A 16,641-nucleotide genomic window follows, 5' to 3' on the forward strand; every position below is an offset into this window, starting at 1 on the left:
TTGACATCATAATTTGATTATTATATTATTACTAACAATGCCGAAGTGGTGGAAGTGGTAGACACACAGGACTTAAAATCCTGAGGAGGAAACTCCGTACCGGTTCAAGTCCGGTCTTCGGTATAAAGAACTTTTTAATTGCCTTTTATGTTCTCAAGCATTTTACTTATTTGTAATCCTGCGATGAATAGAATGAATGAGCCTATTAGGAATATTAGAGATGGTTTTAAGTTAAGATTTGTTATACTAAATAACATTTGTAGAATTGAACCTGAAATTAAGCCACTAGATAAATAAAGAAATTTAACTAGGTGTTTATCTATGGTTTTTTTAATTATCAGTATTGTAATTCCTGTTCCTATTATTGTGGATATACCGAATATTATACATAGCTTTATGTCAAGATGAGATACAATACTTATGATTTCTTTGTAAGTCCCAAGGCTTAGCAATAGTAGTGAACCTGATATTCCTGGTAGAATCATAGCAGATCCGCTTATTAGCCCTGAGCTAGTAATTAATAGGTAGTACTCTATTGATTTTGTGTCTTGATACTTGGATATATCAAACGATAAGTTGTAGCTTCTTATGAACAAAAGAGAGAGTATAGAAAGAAATCCGATTAGGAATAAGTAATATTTCATAGTGTTGTTATCTTTATTAGTTATTTCTTTTATTTTAATTTCTTTTTTTATGTTAAATATGCTTCCTATAATTAATCCTATGAAAAACATGGTTAAGCATGCTTCTCTTATTCCTCCATCTAATATATAGCTTTTAAGTACTTTTGAAAGTATTATTATTGAGGTTAGTATTCCAAGGGAAAGTGTGGCAAGAAAAGTTATATTTTTGCTATCCCTTACTTTTATGAGACTCGAACACGAATATATTATTTTATAGTAAATTCCTAGTATTAATGCTAATGTTCCACCTGAGACTCCAGGTATAATGTTGGCAATGCCAATTAATAAGCCTTTTATATAAACACTGAGCATGATCTTTTTGTACTTAATTTGGTTAGCATTAGTTAGCTATTTATCGCTCGTCTCCTTCACCATTAATAGTTCCATCTTCATGTCTTTTTTTTAGTTTCTCTAAATTAGTAATAGCAACATCTTCAAGCGTTATTCCAAGATTATTACTTAAGTTTGAAATATACCATAAAACATCGCCAAGCTCTTTCTTAATAGATAATAAATACTCGTCATCAAGTACATAGTCTTTATCACGACCCAATTTTTTTATTTTTTCTATAACTTCGCCTGTCTCTCCCGCAAGACCGAGTGTTGTTAAAATTAGTTCTTCCTTTTTATTTTTATACTTAGCCGTTTTTTTTGCCTGCTTTTGGTATTCGTTTAATTCCATAATTAAAACCAGTTTAATACAGTTTTCTATTATTTACAAGTTTATCTATTATATCTTTTTTTTAAAAATTTTATTATATTAAGCTCAATGTATTATTGGAGTTTTATATGTGAATAAGGTTATTTTTGTATTAAGAGTTGTTTTTTTCTGCCTGCAGTTTAATTATATTTATTCTTATCCTGAGATAAAAAATTTCTCGAATAAAGATCCTATTTTCTCTGACCTTAGAGTAAAAATTTCTAAATACAATAAAAGGGAAAATGTTCCTTTATTTATTTATTCGTATAAAGTAAAAAAGAGTGATACTTTTTTTAAGATTGCAAACAAAGTAAATGGATGGCAGGCTAGTATTGCTACGGTTAATTTGCTGGACTCTCCTTTTTTAAGTACGGGACAAGATATTTTAATTCCTAGTAAGAAAGGTCTTTTCGTACTTGATAATAAGAAGCATAGATTTAATAATTTACTTTTAGCTACAAGAGACTTAACAAAGGCAGAGAAGATAAAGGTTAAAAGAGATAATAAGATATATGAGTTTTATTTTTTTGATTCTGTTAAGCAACCAGATTTAAGTTTTTTCTCAAATACGGAAATGCTTTTTTTCCTAAATTCTGATTTTATTTTTCCTTTAAAGAAGTTTATTGTTACTTCTGATTTTGGATTTAGAGCAGATCCTTTTACTGGTAGAAATAGTTTTCATACGGGTATAGATCTTGCAGCTCCAATGGATACCCTAGTCTTTTGTTCATCTTATGGTGTTGTAGTGATAGTTGGCTATAATGATATTTATGGAAATTTTGTTGTTGTTGAACATAAAAACAACATTAAGTCGCTTTATGGTCATCTTAATTCTTATATTGTTCGTAAGGGAGATGTTTTAAAAACAGGAGATGTTATTGGTAGAGTAGGTCAAACAGGACGCTCAACAGGACCTCATCTACATTTTGAAATATTAAAAAAAGATACGCCCATTAATCCTGTTAAAATTTTAAAGTAGATAAGTAATTTTTAAAACAGTATAAAAATGTATTACTAAATTATTTTGATTCTAATTTAATAATCCTTAAATAGATAAGACATAATAGGATAATTTTATGATACACTTTGATTAAAATTTTTACTTAATACTGTACCAACTTGATATATTTATTTTCATTTCACGGGATTTTTAGTATCAAAAATATACAATGTAAGAAATTACTATATATTTTTATACTAATTATTAATTAATAACACGGTTTTATTTTGAAAATAGATAAGCTTATTTAATCGATATCGTATTCTGTTATTTTATTGTGAAGGGTTTTTCTTCCTATTTTGAGTATCTCGGCACATTTGCTTTTGTTGTGCTTAGAATATAGAAGTGTTTGTTTAATGATTTCTCTTTCTGCTTCTTTTAAGCTTATGCCTATTGGTAATGTTATTTTGACTATTTGATTTGTGTTATTTTTAATTTTTGGTGGCAGGTCATCTTTTACGATTTGCTTTCCCTTAGACAGTATTAGGGCGCTTTCAAGTACATTTTTTAATTCTCTAATATTTCCTGGCCAATCATAAGCATAAAGAGCTTTGAGTGCATCATTAGAAAGGCTTTTTTCTTCTCTATTGTTTTCGCTAGCAACGCTTTTAATTAGTATGTTTGTTAGATTTTGTATGTCATCTTTTCTTTCTCTTAAAGGCGGGATATTAATGTTTATTATATTTAGTCTGTAAAATAAGTCTTCCCTAAATCTTCCCTTCTTGATTTCTTCTTCAATATTTTTATTTGTTGCTGTTAATAACCTAATGTCAACTTGCATAGTGGATTCTCCACCTACTCGCTCGAATGTTTTATTTTGAAGAACTCTTAGTAGTTTTACTTGAACTTCAGGTGATACTTCTACTATTTCATCTAAAAATATTGTTCCCTTATCGGCAAGTTCAAATCTACCTTTTTTTTGAGATATCGCGCCTGTGAATGCTCCTTTTTCATGTCCAAAAAGTTCGCTTTCAAGTATGCTTTCAGAGAGTGCTGCACAGTTTACTTTAATAAAAGGTTTGTCATTCCTATTTGATAAGTCAAAAATAGCATCTGCTATTACTTCTTTTCCAACCCCGCTTTCTCCAGTTATTAGTACGGATGCTTTTGATTTAGCAATTTTTTTGACGAGTTCCAAAGTTTTTTGCATAACAAGAGATTTTCCAAGGATATGTTCATAATAGTTTAAATCTTTTCTGATGATAATATTTTCTGAAATACTTTTATGAATTTTATCATTTTGCCTATTTAAGGCTCTCTTTATTATGAGTAATAGTCTTTCAAGATCAACTGGTTTTGTTAAAAAATCATAAGCACCTTCCCGCATAGCATCAACCGCTGAATCAACGGTTCCATGCGCTGTTAGAATAATAAAAGGCATGTTTGGATTTTTATCTTTTACGATTTTTAATAATTGTTCTCCTGATAATTGAGGCATTCTAAGGTCAGATATTATAACATCAATCTTTTCATTTTCAATTGTTTCAATAGCTTCTTCTCCATCGCTAGCGGTAAATACAAAAAATCCCTCCTCTTCAAGATAGGTTGCTATCCCTTCTCGTATGTTTTTCTCATCGTCTGCTACAAGTACCTTACTCATTTTCTAAATATCCTTCAATTAAAATTTTGTCTGTGTTTAATTTTGGAAGAGTAATTGTAAAAGTAGTGCCCTTCATCTCTTTACTCTCCACAAAAATTTCTCCTCCGTGTTCTTTTATTATTTTATAAGAAATAGTGAGTCCTATTCCACTTCCTTTCTCTTTTGTGCTAAATTGTGGCTTAAATATTTCATCCTTTGTTTCATCCTTCATTCCATCTCCGTTATCTTTTATGTTGATATATATGTTATCTTTGCTCTCGTTAATAGAAATATCTATTTTTTTTATTCTTTTATTTGATTCAAGTAGAGCTTCTTCTGCGTTTTTTATTATGTTGATTATTACTTGTCTTAAAAGTTTTTCGTCAATTAAAGCAGGACTTACTTTTTTAAGATTGAGTAGAAGTTTAATATCTTTATTTTCTAATTCTGGATTTAGTAAATTATATACACTTTTTATGATATCAGTGATATCTCTTTTTTCAGCCATTATCTTGATAGGTCTTACTGTTAATAGGAAGTCTGTTACAGTTTTATCCATTCTATTTATTTCTTCTTTTATTATTTTAAAGTAATTATCTGCTTTAGTGCTTTTAATATCTTGTCTATCTATTTCTTTCTTGAGTAGCTGTAGGTTTATGTCAATTGCTCCTAATGGGTTTTTAATCTCATGTGCAATATTTCTTGCATGTCTTGTAAAGGCAGCTAAAGCTTCTGCTCTTCTGAAAAGTTCTTCTTTATGTTTTTTATCTTTAATATCTTCAATTAAAATAATATTTCCTTCGAGCTTTTGATCTTTAACATATGGCATAAATGATATTTTAATGAACATATTTGTTGAAATTTGAAATTCATATCCTATTATTTTGTCTTCATTTATGGCTAGTTCTTCTATTAAATTTGTTAGGGTTGGAATTTGAATATCATAAAGGGTTTCTAGTTTGGACTCAGAATTGAGAGTTAGTATTTGAAATAACATTTTGTTTGAATAAATTATGTTATTAAACTTATCAAGTACAAGAATTCCTTCATTAATAGATGCAAAAATTCCGTCATATATTTCTATTTTTTTATAGAGATCTTGAATAAACTTAAGTTTTTGCTCGCTTGATAGTTTATTTAGCTTAGATAAGGCTTTTTTAAAGAATTTACTCATTAATCCTCATAAATTAGCATTAGGTTTTCTGCAATTAGCTTTTTATTCTGATTATAGGGTGTGTGTTTTAAAATATGTTTTAGATATTCTAACCTCTTTAGATAAGTATTAATATCTAAATTTTGGTTTAAAAAGTCGTGTCTAAGTTGAGTTGCAAGTTCTTTTAAGAATGATGTAAATGTAACCTCATCTTTTAAAAAATTAAATGTGTCAAGGTTAAATAATCCTTGCTTTTCTTTTATTATGTTCAAAGTTCTCTTTACTTCTTCTTTTAATTTTTCACTTTCTTCGCTGTAAAATGAATTAAAATATTCTTCGGTTGTGAGTGTGTCATTTTTATTAAAGATTGCTTTAAATTTTTTAACCTCAAAATCTCTATTTTCTTTTTGGAATCTGTAGCATCTCAGTCTTGATAATATTGTTTTTGGAATTTTATTTTTATTTCTTGTGGTTAATATAAAATAAATATTTAAAGGAGGTTCTTCTAATATTTTAAGAAGCGCATTGTAAACATTAAAGGATAAATTTTCAATTTCATTGATATAGATTACCTTTGTCTTATTTTTCTCCGAGAATGCCCAAGATCTAACCTTTCTAATGTCATTAATGGTAAGGTTGAAATTTATGTCTTTAATTATCTCTTCAATTTTTTTAATAAGTTCTTTTTTTACAGTGTTGCTATAATCGTTTTTATAATAAATTTCGTTAATAAAATTAACATTCTTTTCTATTTTTTTTAAGTTTTTATCACTACTGAAGTTGTATTTAGTGAAAATGATATTCTTAACGTATTTTAGGTATTTATTTATGACCTCATTTGAATCTACATTAAGATATGCCTTTGCTTCTATTGTATTAAGACTTGAGAAGACTAGTAGATTGGGATTTGATGAAGTTTGTGAGTTTAATATTTTTTTTGCAAGTACAAAAGCACTTATTCTTTTGGAGGAAAATCTCTCTCCCCAAAAAAGTATTGCATTTGGGAGACTGCCTTTTTCATATTCATTAAGTATTTCTTTAGTGATTTTGGGTAGTATTTCCATATTTTTGCTTCTCTTTACTGTGTTTTTGATAATTTGAAAAAATAATTTATTCCAGGATTAAGATATTCAAGTAATGTACTTCCTTCTAAAAAGTATGAGGGTTTAAAGATTTGTTGTGAGTGAATTAAATAAACTACAATTGCAATGATGCCAAAGGCTTCAAATAAACCAAGTATTAGCCCAAGTATTCTATTAAAGAATAGCAGTTGAAGGTGGCTTATGATTGATTCAATTAGTGATTGTAATATTAGAAATCCTATATGTATTAATAAAAAAAATACTAGTAATGCTTGAATGTAGGATAATTCAAGCATGGGAGATATAAATGCTTGAAAATTATGCGTTTTATTGTAAAGTAAAAATATTAAAGCAAAGACTTCAACAAAGCCACCAATTTCTTTAATAAAACCCCTTAAAAATCCTCTAAAACCCAGTGAGATAAAAATTATTATTATTAGTATGTCAGCTATGCCAGTTATTTTAACGGGATCGTGTTCTAGCATTCCATTGCCTCAAACTGTTTTAATAATATATTAGATATTAGATTTGATGAATCTTGTTTATGAAATTTATTGATATTATGCCTTAATGTATCAGATTTTTCTTTGTTTTCCAGTATTTCTTGTATAGCATTTATGATAACACTTTCATTTAAATTTTTTTCTTCTATTTTTAAGCATGCATTATGCTCTTCTAGTAGGTTTGCATTTCTAACCTGGTCGCCTCTTGAACCTTTTTCGAATGGAATAAGTATTACACAAGCGCCAGCATTAGCAAATTCTTTAATAGCTCCAGCTCCAGCTCTGCTGATTATTATATTTGAAAATTTAATTATGCTTGACATTTCTTCTGCATTAAAAAATGGACGTCTTAGATAATTATTTTCTCTAGTTCCGTCTATACTTTTGCCACATTGGTGTATGAAATAGGCGTCAATTTTGTTTTTGATATTAGTGGCTAGTTGATTTAAAATTTCTGCTCCAAGAGAACCTCCTAGTAAGCTAATAATAGGTTTTTCTGTATTGCAAGACAGAGTTTTTATAATGTTTGGATTTGGATTTGTAAATTCTGATCTTATTGGTGAGCCCGTATATATGACATTTTTGTTTTTAAAGTACTTTTTACTTTCTTTAAAGCTAATGTGTATTGTGTCTGCAAATTTTGAGTTGATTTTCGTTGCAAGCCCAGGATCAAGATCCATTTCATGGGTTATTTTTTTTACTTTAAGAAGACTTGCTGCAATAATAGGAGGACTTGATACAAAACCGCCAGTTGCGTATATAATTTGGGGTTTATGTTTTTTTATAATAAAAAAGCTTTTGATTATTCCAAATATAACTTTTAAAAAATCAGTGAAATTTTGTAGTGAGAAATATCTCCTAAGTTTTCCAGATGGAATTTCAATAAATTTAATATGAGAATATTCTCTTATGATTTTAGATTCCATTGATTCTTTTTGCCCTAGCCAGAAGAATTCAATATTCTTGTCTAATTCTCTTAAGCTTTCAATTATTGCTATCCCTGGGAAAATATGCCCTCCGGTACCTCCTCCCGTAAAAAATATCATTTTTTTATTTTTCATATGCCTCTTTTATTCATTGATTAAGTTTTTAGCAATATAATTTGGATTATATTCATATTTTAAATTAATAGTACATTTTAATGCAAATATTGAATATTTTTTTACTGAGCGAGGTTTTCCATTCTAGAATACTACTTAAATTAAGCTTAAAAATCATTTTGAGTGGTATTGAAATTATTTTTTAGGAATTGTTCAATTTGAATACCTTCTTTTTTGGGAGTATTAAGTGCAATAGAGTGTTTTATTATTGATTGAATTACTCGTGTTGCTTTTTCTAAGGCCTGTTCTATCTCTAATTTTTCCAGATATCCTATTAACAAGCTAGCAAATAAGTCTCCTGTCCCGCTGAAATTTTGTTCCAATTTTTCTAAGAAAATTTCTGAATATTTCTTTGTTCGTGGATTATAGGCAACCGTTCCAATAAGATTATCTTTTTCTACACTGGTGACCACGGTTGTTCCATTTATTTCAAGGCTTATTATAGCCTTAATCATTTCATCTTTATTGTTTATCTCTTCAATGTTAGTAAGCATTTTAAGTTCTGTAATATTAGGTGTTATAATGTCTGCATGCTTTATGAGGCTTCGGAAACCACTTACGATTTTTTGGTCAAAAATAGGGTAGAGTAGCCCATTGTCTGCAAACACAGGATCAATTATGATTTTTTCAAACTTTAATAGCTTGAACATATTCTTTATTATATTTTGTTGATTATGACTCCCAAGAAATCCGCTGTAGAATATGTTAAAACTTTCATTTTGATTTTTCCAAGACAAAATAAATTTTTCTAATTCATTTGTTAAATCTATTATTTCAAATTCTTTATAAGCTGTTGTTGCTGAGAGAACAGAAGTTACAAATGGACATACTTGCATATTAAATGATGATATAACTGGTATGCACATTGTAAGTGATGTGCGTCCTATGGTTGAAATGTCATGCATGGCTAATACTCTTTTCATAATTTGCCTTCCTTTCTGTATTTATATGTTTCTATTCTTGAGCTTGCATCGGTTTCAATTGGACTTGCTCCGTATTTTAAGTACATATGGTATCCAATTCCTGCAATCATTGCTCCATTATCTGTGCAAAGGTCTATTGGGGGATAATAAGCTTCTATTGCAAGATTTTTGATTTTTTCTCTTAAGTAAAGATTGCTGGCAACTCCTCCAGATATTATTAATTTTTTTATATTAGTAGACTTTATGGCTCTTTTAATTGGATTTAGTAATGTTTCAAAAGCTACTCTTTGAAAACTTGCAGCGATGTTATTTTCTGTTATGTTTTCATATTTGTTTTTAAATTTTTCAATTTGATGTATGCATGCTGTTTTAAGTCCAGAGTATGAAAAATCGTACCAGTTTTCTTTTTTTTCAAAAATTGTGACTGGGAAATTAAATGCATATTCATTTCCACTTTTAGCTAATTTTTCTATATTAGGTCCTCCTGGAAATCCCATATCGTAGTGCTTAGCTATTTTGTCAAAAGCTTCTCCACAAGCATCATCAAGGGTACGGCCAAGTATTTGGATATCATCAAAATTATTTTGTTTTGCAAGTATTGTATGTCCCCCACTTAAGATGAGAGATAAAAATGGATATTCTAACTTTTCAGTCATTAAAGGAGAGTAGAGATGCCCTAAAATATGATCAATGCAAATTAATGGTTTGTTAAGGGCGATTGATAATCCTTTGGCAAAATTTACTCCGACAATTAAAGAACCGATAAGGCCTGGTTTAGATGTGACTGCTATTAAATCAATATCTGATGCATTCATTTGGGCACCTGTTAGAGCTTTTTTGCAGACAGACATAATAAATTCTGTATGCAACCTTGAGGCAATCTCTGGAACTACGCCATAGTATTTTTTGTGTTCGTCTTGGCTAAGTTTAATATTGCTTAAAATTTTAATTCCATCTTCTACTATGGCTGCACAACAATCGTCACAGGAGCTTTCTATTCCAAGCACTTTCATTATTTTCCTCTTTCTCATAAAGGTTTAATAAGTTTTTAAATTCAAATTCCTTGTTTAAGTTTTCTGATTCTTGTTTGAGTACTTTAAGGGTATTTTTTGACCAAATATGTCCTATTACTTTGACAACTCCTTTTATTCTTGCTATTTGTTTTGCCTTCTCAAGTGATTCAATGACATCCTCTTCAGTATCTTTATTGTCCAGGAAGATATCTCTTTTCTCTACTCTGATTCCAATTTTTTCTCCAACTTTTATTGATATGCTTTCTTTGGTAGTAAAGCTGTCAAAGAAATATCTATTTTCTTCTTTAAGTTTAGTTAAGATAGCTTTCATTATATCTTCGTTTGAGGTAATGAGACTTCCCATGTGATTATTCATTATCCTTGCATTAGGATATTCTTTAAATGTTTTTTCAATTTTTGTTCGTATTGTACGCTCATTGTCATTGATGTTGATGTGAAATTTTTCTATTGAATTTTTATGCTTTGATTGCATTGGAAAGTGAATCATTGTAATTTTATTTTTACTTGTTAGTTTATTATAAGCATGCATTGATTTGGGTAGAAAAGGGATAATTGCAAAGTTGATTTTTAGGTTAATTTTTATAAATTCTTCTAACATAGATTCATCGTATCCAACATCATCAATTATGAGATAAAATTCAGGTTTTAAAGATTGAGATTTGAATTTTTTTTTCTCTTTCATTAAATCTTCTTTTTTAATTTTTTCCAATTTTTCCTTGAAATTTAAGTTAAAAGTTTTTGCATTTTTTTTAATGTACAAGAGACTAGAGAAGAGTAAGATTACTGCACTAATGATGGTAACTATAATGAATAATATTGTAACTTTTGTTTTGTTGTTCTTTATTAAAATAGAAACATTCTTAATATACATGCCTGATGATTAAGTAGAACAAAACCCAACATTAATGTCAATGTTTATTGATAAAGTTCTTCTCTAAGCTTTTTGAGTACTCTTTTTTCAATCTGTCTTACGGTTTCTGAAGATATTCCAAGTTCATTAGAAATATCTTTTAGAGTGCTTTTTTTATCATTATTATCTAAGTTGTATCTTTTTCTTATGATATATCTCTCTTTATAGTTTAGTTTGGTATCCAATATATGATTTAGGTGTTTTAGTGTAGAGCTTTGTTCAAGAGTACTTTCGGGATTAAAAGAATTGTCTTCGTAAAGATTTAAAAGTGTAGAATTTTCCGATCCTTCAATCTCTTTATCAAGAGAATATTCTTTTTCAAGATATGGAATGATTTTAATGTATTGAGCAGGAGTTAAGTTAAATTTTTCCATTATATCTTCTTTTTTAGGATATTTTTCTTCTTCCATGAGATACTTGTTTATCTGTAATATTAAGTTCTCTTTTCTATAAGGGACTTTTACAAGCCTTGTTTTAGTATTTAATGCTCTTTGAAGAGATTGTTTAATCCAAAATGAAGCATAGGTTGAAAACTTGGTGTTTTTACTTGGATCGTATTTCTCAGCAGCTCTGATTAGACCTAAATTCCCTTCTTGAATCAAGTCTTCAATTTTTAAACCCTTCCCAGCATATCTTTTAATGATTTTTAAAACAAGACGTAGATTAGCATTAATCATTTTATTTTTGGCTTTCAAGTCTCCACGTCTAATTTGAGCGGCAAGTTCAATTTCTTCTTCATGAGTTATTAATCTGTGTTCTCTCACTGATTTTAAATAGATGTTTAAATCTTCGTTACTGAATATATTCACAATATTTCTCCCTATCTTTTAAATTTATAACTAGTACAATCCCTCCCCATTTAAAATGTAAAGCAAAAAATATGCCAATATAACAAATAAAAAGAATTAATTATTTATTTCTGCTATTTGATTGTAGATTAAATTAGCAAGACCAAAGCTTTTGGATTTTGCTATTTGCTTTGCCCTTTCTAAATAAAGCATATCTTCAAAAATTTCTTCTGTTTGTCCTCCGCTTATTATGTTATTTTCTTTTTTTAAAGAACTTCTCATACTCTTAAGCATTTGATTTATAAAAATTGCCTCAAATTCTAAAGAGGCATTATAAAGATCATGTTTGTGTTTATTCATTTGTTCTGCTTTATCTTTTAAATTTTTTATCTGATTTATTTGACTTTTTGTTTCCAAATATTGTAATTTAATCTTATCTATCATTTTTATTCCTCCAAAATTAGTTCTCCATTTAACTTATTGATTTTTTTAGATTTCTTAATTATTGTTATTAGCTCTTCACTGGTGAGTGTTTCTGAATTTTTTGATATAAATTCATTTAGATTCATTTTTTGTATTTCTACTTTTACTTTGTGACTATTTTTATTGTCAAGGTTATCATTTCTTTCAATTAAGAGAACCAGAGGTCCTATTTCTGCATCTTTGCTTGCTAAGATGATTTTATTTGTCTCATTTATTAAAATCTTAGGAGTAGTTTCTATTTCTATTTGTTCAATCTCGCTTAATAATCCAATTTCTTCTATCTCTATTTCTATTATGTCCCCAGATTTTATATTATTTTTAATATTTTTTTGTCTAAGTTTTTTACTTATTGCATCTGCTATAGTATAATCTGTCTTTTTTAGGATGATATTGTATTGAGAATAATCTTTATTCTCATGTACTGTAGCTCCTTTTAAAATGTATCCTGAACCTTTTGATTTTTCGTGAGTAGTTATAGGACCTGCTGCTGTTGCTATTACCTTCCCTGCATTGTCTTTCAATTCTGTACTTAATAAAATGCCATTTGTTAAATCTTTTGAATCCAATATGGAAGCTACATGTACATTTAGGTTTGTTCCTTTAATCATATTTCCATTTATTTTGAGAGCTACACTTACTAATGCGATATTTTTGCTCTCTATGTTGGCTACATCTATTTCAATTTCATTAGTTCCAGTTTGAGTAAAGAGCTTACTTAGAATCTCCTTGCCCTTCTTTAAAGAATCTCCTTTTCCAGTAAGTCCTGCTACGATACCGATTCCTGTTAATACAGATGAATTTGTAGGTTGTATTTCTGCAAGTTCTTTTAGTTTTATTGTTTCACTTGGTTGTTTTAAAATGTTATTCACATTTGGTAAATCTTTAACAGGTTGGTTTTCTTGTGAAAATGAACTGAAAACTGTGCTTAAGCTTAATATAATGAATACTATCAACTTTACCATGCTTTAGTTCCTCTCATATAGGAAATATAGTCTACCTTTATTTTAATATTATTGCAATTCTTCATAGTTTTTCACTTTTTCTTAGGGTAGTTGGGATTAGTTGAATTTTTTTAAAGTTTATTTTTGTTTTTGTATTTTATCTAGTTTTATTTCATCGTGCTTGTTTGTTTCATATAAAACTATATAGTTGGCTTTATTTAGTTCATTTAAGCTTAAAAATTCATTGGGTTTAGCTGTATTGATTTTGTATTTAAAGTAAACATTATGTTCATTTAGGTGTTGTCCAGTCTTTAAATGTGCTTTTGCAAGTACAATTGGTTCTATTATGTCAATATATAAATTTACCTTGTTATGTTTCTTATAATCTTCAAATTTTTTTGCATAATAAACTAAAGTTTTTTGAATGGGTATGTTTTTATAGGATGTGCTTTTTATTGCTTTAAATTTTATATTATTAGAGAATTTGTTTTCTATATGAATTTCTGATTCATCAAAACTGAATTGAAGTATGTAAATGTTTTTATTTGTTAGATTTTTTGTGATATAACTAATCATTTCAAATATTATTTGTTTTTGCTTAAAATAAGGACCTATATAGATTTGTGATAAATTATTATCATTACATATTTTTGAATATTCTTTTGAGAAAAAATATACCTTGTTTGGGGATATTTTAAAACATGTATCATAAGAAACTGCTTGTGTTAAGTTTATTGTAAAAAGATAGATAAATATAAGTTTATTTAAATATCTTCTCACTATCTTTTTAAGTTGTTAGCAATTCCTAGCATGTTGTCTGAGGTTTGAATTGCTTTTGAGTTTATCTCATAAGCTCTTTGTGCAACAATCATTGTTACCATCTCTTCTGCAATGGATACATTTGACATTTCAAGAATTCCTTGCCTTAGTCTACCCATTCCATCACTGCCAGGAGTTCCTGATATTTCTTCTCCAGAACCAATTGTTTCTTTAAATACATTGCTTCCAATTGCAATAAGACCTGCTGGGTTCACGAATCTTGAAATTTCTATTTGTCCCAGTTCAATTGGGTCATAATCACCATCAATTTTTACAGATATTATTCCTTCTTGTGATATTGCAAGAGAGTCTTTTATATATTCTTCAGGGAAAGATATTTCGGGTAATAATTTATAGCCTTGACTTGTTACAAGGTCTCCATTTGCATCTATCTTAAATGAACCGTCTCTAGTATACCCGTAAGTACCATCGGGTAGGAGCATTTTATAAAAACCGTCTCCTTCAATAGCAATATCAGTATTTAAATTGGTAGCTTTGAATTTTCCTTGCTCAAAAATTCTATGTGTTGCTGATACCTTTGTTCCATGTCCAACTTGATTTCCAAGAGGCCTTACCGTGTCTTCAGTTGCAGGAGTACCTGCTCTTCTTTGTGTTTGGTATATTAAATCTTCAAATTCGGCTCTTATTTTTTTAAATCCTGTAGTGTTTACATTTGAAAGATTATTAGCAATTGTATCTACATTATATTGTTGTGCTTTCATTCCACTGGCTGCTGTCCAGAGTGCTCTCATCATAAAATAACTCCCTTAAAACTTTCCAATTTCATTAATTAATTTACCAAGAAGTGAATCCTCGGTTTGTATTGTTTTTTGATTTGCCTCGTAAGCTCTATTAACTTCAATTATAGATACCATTTCGTTGATAGCATTTACATTAGACCCTTCTAAAGCACTAACTTCAATTTTGGGCCTTAATCCCAGAGCAATATCTTTAGCTTCCCCAGATATTTCTGTGCTATTCCAAAGAGAGTTGCCTTGTTTTTTTAAAAATCTTGTTTTTTCAAAATTCACAATCTTTAGATTGTCAAGAAGTTCATAATTTTCCCAAGAGTTTTCATATTCGCTCACAAGCCTTTTGGGATTGTTTTCAAACGTTGCATTATGAAATATTTGTCCTTGATCTGTTATTTTAAAGTTATTGTCTTTTAAATGAATATATCCTTTCTCTCCAATAACAGGATAACCATCTTTTGTAACAAGTATACCTTCTTTTCCAAGTGTAAATGAACCATTTCTTGTATATCTCTCTCCCTCTGGGGTTTGAACAACAAAAAAACCTTCACCTGTTAGTGCCATATCAAGAGGATTTCCTGTTATTTTTAGTGGTCCCTGTTCAAAGGAAGTATGTATTTCATTTTCTTCAACTCCCGTGCCAAGTTTACCAACAACGGGTGCTGTCTCAAGGTAACCTGTAGGAAATTTGTAAAGGCCATCATCATTTAGTCTTCTAATGAGCATTTCGGGAAAGGCTTTCTGGACAGATAAATCTTTTTTATATCCTGTAAGATCAACATTTGCTAAGTTGTTAGCAATAACATCCAACCTGTGCCTTTGTGCCATCATCCCACTAGCAGCAGTATAAATTCCTCTTACCACATTAAATCCTTATTACTTTTATTTGTATCATTAATCTTATCACCAAAACAGTTATATATCAATTTCATTTTTAATTCTATATACTTATTAAAGGTTGAATTATTAGTTTTTATTGTTTATATTATCACTTTTGAAAAAATGTAAAACAAATGTATAATTTTTATAAATGTTTATTTGATTTGAGGTTGGTTTATGATTAAAAAGGCTTTAATGATTATGTTTTTATCTTTTTTCCCTTCTTTTGTATACGCAGAATCTAGTGATACTGAGAATGCAAAAGATGGTAGCGAAGTTTTAGGGTATTGGGTTGGGTATGATGATTCTACAAATGTTAAAAACTCTGTAGTATATGTTTATAAATACAATGACAAAGTGTATGGTAGAATATTGAATGTGATAAGAGAAGGAAAGATTTATGATGTTAATAATCCTTCGGGGTCTAGGGTTGTAGGGTTTGAGCAATTGGGGATTGAAGGTCTTGATTTTATGTGGGGACTTAAATATTTCCCTGATTATGATAAATGGGATCAAGGTAAAATTATTGATCCTAAAAATGGCAAAATTTATACTTCTGAAATGAGAGTAGATCCTAAGACGGGAAACCTTATTACTAAGGGTAAGGTATGGGTTTTTGGCAGAACTAAGATGTGGACAAGAGCTAAGGAAGATGAAATACCAAGATTAAATGTAGATAATTTAGTTCCAAGCCCTCCTGTAGCGGAAGAATAAATATTGTGTTGTTAATTTAATCTTTATGGAAAATTTAAATGAAAGATAAAACTGAATATTACGATAAATTTATTTTAAGGGTACCTGACTTCCCAAAGAAAGGTATACTTTTTTATGATATTACCAATATTTTATTAAAGACAGAAGCATATGAGTCTTTAATAGAGGATGCATATGCTTTTTATTCATTAAAAAAAATTGATTGTATTGCGGCTATTGAGTCAAGAGGATATCTTATTGGTTCTCCTTTGGCTTTGAAAATGAAATTACCTCTTTTGTTGATTAGAAAAGAGGGTAAGCTACCAAGACAAGTTTTAAGAGAAGAGTATGAGCTTGAATATGGGTTTAGTAGTCTTGAGATACATAAGGACGATGTTAAGAAACATTCAAATATTTTGTTGGTAGATGATATTTTGGCCACTGGAGGTACTTTAAAAGCAGCGGCTATGTTGCTTGAAAAAGCGGGCGGGGTAGTATCTGATATATTTTGTTTCATTGAGCTTTTAGGGATTAATGGGAGAGATGCTTTAGGGGAATATAATTTTAATTCTCTTGTTAGATATTCTTAATTTTTTTAATAACAGAAATTTATCCACAT

General features: G+C 29.0%; 18 protein-coding genes, 1 tRNA gene and 1 pseudogene. 4 read left to right on the forward strand and 16 right to left on the reverse strand.

All coding sequences use genetic code 11. The features are described 5' to 3' along the window. Positions 1–39 precede the first annotated feature (39 nt). Positions 40–123: transfer RNA gene (locus DB313_RS03975), tRNA-Leu, on the forward strand. 11 nt (positions 124–134) lie between these two features. On the opposite strand, the gene DB313_RS03980 is transcribed toward DB313_RS03975, so the two are convergent. Both DB313_RS03980 and DB313_RS03985 read right to left on the reverse strand, forming a co-directional pair. After that, positions 135–995: an undecaprenyl phosphate translocase family protein gene (locus tag DB313_RS03980; RefSeq protein ID WP_120104526.1), complete on the reverse strand. Its 861-nt coding sequence runs from the start codon at positions 993–995 to the stop codon at positions 135–137. Positions 996–1,035: 40 nt separating this feature from the next. Further along, positions 1,036–1,365: a nucleoside triphosphate pyrophosphohydrolase family protein gene (locus tag DB313_RS03985; protein WP_120104527.1), complete on the reverse strand. Its 330-nt coding sequence runs from the start codon at positions 1,363–1,365 to the stop codon at positions 1,036–1,038. A 109-nt stretch (positions 1,366–1,474) separates the two neighbouring features. Here DB313_RS03985 and DB313_RS03990 point away from each other — a divergent pair, with 109 nt between their 5' ends. Further along, entirely contained in the window at positions 1,475–2,362 is an 888-nt protein-coding gene (locus DB313_RS03990) for a LysM peptidoglycan-binding domain-containing M23 family metallopeptidase (protein WP_120104528.1), read from the forward strand. Between the two features lie 268 nt (positions 2,363–2,630). On the opposite strand, the gene DB313_RS03995 is transcribed toward DB313_RS03990, so the two are convergent. The 14 genes and pseudogenes from DB313_RS03995 to flgF all read right to left on the reverse strand — a co-directional run bounded on the left by DB313_RS03995 (position 2,631) and on the right by flgF (position 15,314). Further along, positions 2,631–3,983 carry a sigma-54-dependent transcriptional regulator gene (locus DB313_RS03995; RefSeq protein ID WP_120104529.1) on the reverse strand — a complete coding sequence of 451 codons (1,353 nt, stop codon included), beginning with the start codon at positions 3,981–3,983 and terminating at the stop codon, positions 2,631–2,633. Beyond that, on the reverse strand, positions 3,976–5,136 hold the full coding sequence (locus tag DB313_RS04000; protein ID WP_120104530.1) for a two-component system sensor histidine kinase NtrB: 1,161 nt from the start codon (positions 5,134–5,136) through the stop codon (positions 3,976–3,978). The genes DB313_RS03995 and DB313_RS04000 overlap by 8 nt, the downstream gene beginning before the upstream one ends. Next, complete coding sequence (locus DB313_RS04005; protein ID WP_120104531.1) at positions 5,136–6,179, reverse strand: hypothetical protein; 1,044 nt, start codon at positions 6,177–6,179, stop codon at positions 5,136–5,138. The genes DB313_RS04000 and DB313_RS04005 overlap by 1 nt, the downstream gene beginning before the upstream one ends. A 14-nt stretch (positions 6,180–6,193) precedes the next feature. After that, complete coding sequence (locus DB313_RS04010; RefSeq protein ID WP_120104532.1) at positions 6,194–6,682, reverse strand: CvpA family protein; 489 nt, start codon at positions 6,680–6,682, stop codon at positions 6,194–6,196. After that, positions 6,676–7,761, reverse strand: a complete 1,086-nt coding sequence (murG, locus tag DB313_RS04015; protein WP_120104533.1) for an undecaprenyldiphospho-muramoylpentapeptide beta-N-acetylglucosaminyltransferase — start codon at positions 7,759–7,761, stop codon at positions 6,676–6,678. The genes DB313_RS04010 and murG overlap by 7 nt, the downstream gene beginning before the upstream one ends. Positions 7,762–7,907: 146 nt before the next feature. Next, positions 7,908–8,723: a pyridoxamine kinase gene (locus tag DB313_RS04020; RefSeq protein WP_120104534.1), complete on the reverse strand. Its 816-nt coding sequence runs from the start codon at positions 8,721–8,723 to the stop codon at positions 7,908–7,910. Continuing rightward, a pseudogene (tsaD, locus tag DB313_RS04025) lies at positions 8,698–9,736 on the reverse strand (tRNA (adenosine(37)-N6)-threonylcarbamoyltransferase complex transferase subunit TsaD). Before tsaD ends, DB313_RS04020 begins: the two are co-directional and overlap by 26 nt. Beyond that, positions 9,705–10,628 (reverse strand): divergent polysaccharide deacetylase family protein, encoded by a 924-nt coding sequence (locus DB313_RS04030; RefSeq protein ID WP_120104536.1) that lies wholly within the window; start codon positions 10,626–10,628, stop codon positions 9,705–9,707. Before DB313_RS04030 ends, tsaD begins: the two are co-directional and overlap by 32 nt. Before the next feature lie 44 nt (positions 10,629–10,672). Continuing rightward, positions 10,673–11,476: a sigma-70 family RNA polymerase sigma factor gene (locus tag DB313_RS04035; protein WP_120104537.1), complete on the reverse strand. Its 804-nt coding sequence runs from the start codon at positions 11,474–11,476 to the stop codon at positions 10,673–10,675. 96 nt (positions 11,477–11,572) lie between these two features. Then, a complete protein-coding gene (locus DB313_RS04040) occupies positions 11,573–11,899 on the reverse strand; it encodes a rod-binding protein (RefSeq protein WP_120104538.1) in 327 nt (108 codons plus the stop codon). Between the two features lie 2 nt (positions 11,900–11,901). Then, positions 11,902–12,900 carry a flagellar basal body P-ring protein FlgI gene (locus tag DB313_RS04045; RefSeq protein ID WP_120104539.1) on the reverse strand — a complete coding sequence of 333 codons (999 nt, stop codon included), beginning with the start codon at positions 12,898–12,900 and terminating at the stop codon, positions 11,902–11,904. A gap of 117 nt (positions 12,901–13,017) precedes the next feature. Continuing rightward, complete coding sequence (locus tag DB313_RS04050) at positions 13,018–13,659, reverse strand: hypothetical protein (protein ID WP_120104540.1); 642 nt, start codon at positions 13,657–13,659, stop codon at positions 13,018–13,020. Beyond that, positions 13,659–14,453: a flagellar basal-body rod protein FlgG gene (flgG, locus tag DB313_RS04055; protein ID WP_120104541.1), complete on the reverse strand. Its 795-nt coding sequence runs from the start codon at positions 14,451–14,453 to the stop codon at positions 13,659–13,661. Before flgG ends, DB313_RS04050 begins: the two co-directional genes overlap by 1 nt. A gap of 12 nt (positions 14,454–14,465) precedes the next feature. Beyond that, positions 14,466–15,314: a flagellar basal-body rod protein FlgF gene (flgF, locus tag DB313_RS04060; protein ID WP_120104542.1), complete on the reverse strand. Its 849-nt coding sequence runs from the start codon at positions 15,312–15,314 to the stop codon at positions 14,466–14,468. A 195-nt stretch (positions 15,315–15,509) separates the two neighbouring features. Here flgF and DB313_RS04065 point away from each other — a divergent pair, with 195 nt between their 5' ends. After that, a complete protein-coding gene (locus tag DB313_RS04065; protein WP_420808994.1) occupies positions 15,510–16,043 on the forward strand; it encodes a DUF2147 domain-containing protein in 534 nt (177 codons plus the stop codon). Positions 16,044–16,081: 38 nt separating this feature from the next. Beyond that, entirely contained in the window at positions 16,082–16,612 is a 531-nt protein-coding gene (locus DB313_RS04070) for an adenine phosphoribosyltransferase (protein ID WP_120104544.1), read from the forward strand. Positions 16,613–16,641 lie beyond the last annotated feature (29 nt).

It is taken from the genome of Borrelia turcica IST7 (assembly GCF_003606285.1).
Lineage (GTDB): Bacteria > Spirochaetota > Spirochaetia > Borreliales > Borreliaceae > Borrelia > Borrelia turcica.

Excerpts from the sequence above, each read along its gene's own strand:
- DB313_RS03995 (WP_120104529.1), bottom strand. The coding sequence starts at position 3,983 with ATGAGTAAGGTACTTGTAGCAGACGATGAGAAAAACATACGAGAAGGG.
- DB313_RS03985 (WP_120104527.1), bottom strand. The coding sequence starts at position 1,365 with ATGGAATTAAACGAATACCAAAAGCAGGCAAAAAAAACGGCTAAGTAT.
- DB313_RS04030 (WP_120104536.1), bottom strand. The coding sequence starts at position 10,628 with ATGTATATTAAGAATGTTTCTATTTTAATAAAGAACAACAAAACAAAA.
- DB313_RS04010 (WP_120104532.1), bottom strand. The coding sequence starts at position 6,682 with ATGCTAGAACACGATCCCGTTAAAATAACTGGCATAGCTGACATACTA.
- murG (WP_120104533.1), bottom strand. The coding sequence starts at position 7,761 with ATGAAAAATAAAAAAATGATATTTTTTACGGGAGGAGGTACCGGAGGG.
- DB313_RS04040 (WP_120104538.1), bottom strand. The coding sequence starts at position 11,899 with ATGATAGATAAGATTAAATTACAATATTTGGAAACAAAAAGTCAAATA.
- DB313_RS04020 (WP_120104534.1), bottom strand. The coding sequence starts at position 8,723 with ATGAAAAGAGTATTAGCCATGCATGACATTTCAACCATAGGACGCACA.
- flgG (WP_120104541.1), bottom strand. The coding sequence starts at position 14,453 with ATGATGAGAGCACTCTGGACAGCAGCCAGTGGAATGAAAGCACAACAA.
- DB313_RS04070 (WP_120104544.1), top strand. The coding sequence starts at position 16,082 with ATGAAAGATAAAACTGAATATTACGATAAATTTATTTTAAGGGTACCT.
- DB313_RS04045 (WP_120104539.1), bottom strand. The coding sequence starts at position 12,900 with ATGGTAAAGTTGATAGTATTCATTATATTAAGCTTAAGCACAGTTTTC.
- DB313_RS03980 (WP_120104526.1), bottom strand. The coding sequence starts at position 995 with ATGCTCAGTGTTTATATAAAAGGCTTATTAATTGGCATTGCCAACATT.
- DB313_RS04005 (WP_120104531.1), bottom strand. The coding sequence starts at position 6,179 with ATGGAAATACTACCCAAAATCACTAAAGAAATACTTAATGAATATGAA.
- DB313_RS04000 (WP_120104530.1), bottom strand. The coding sequence starts at position 5,136 with ATGAGTAAATTCTTTAAAAAAGCCTTATCTAAGCTAAATAAACTATCA.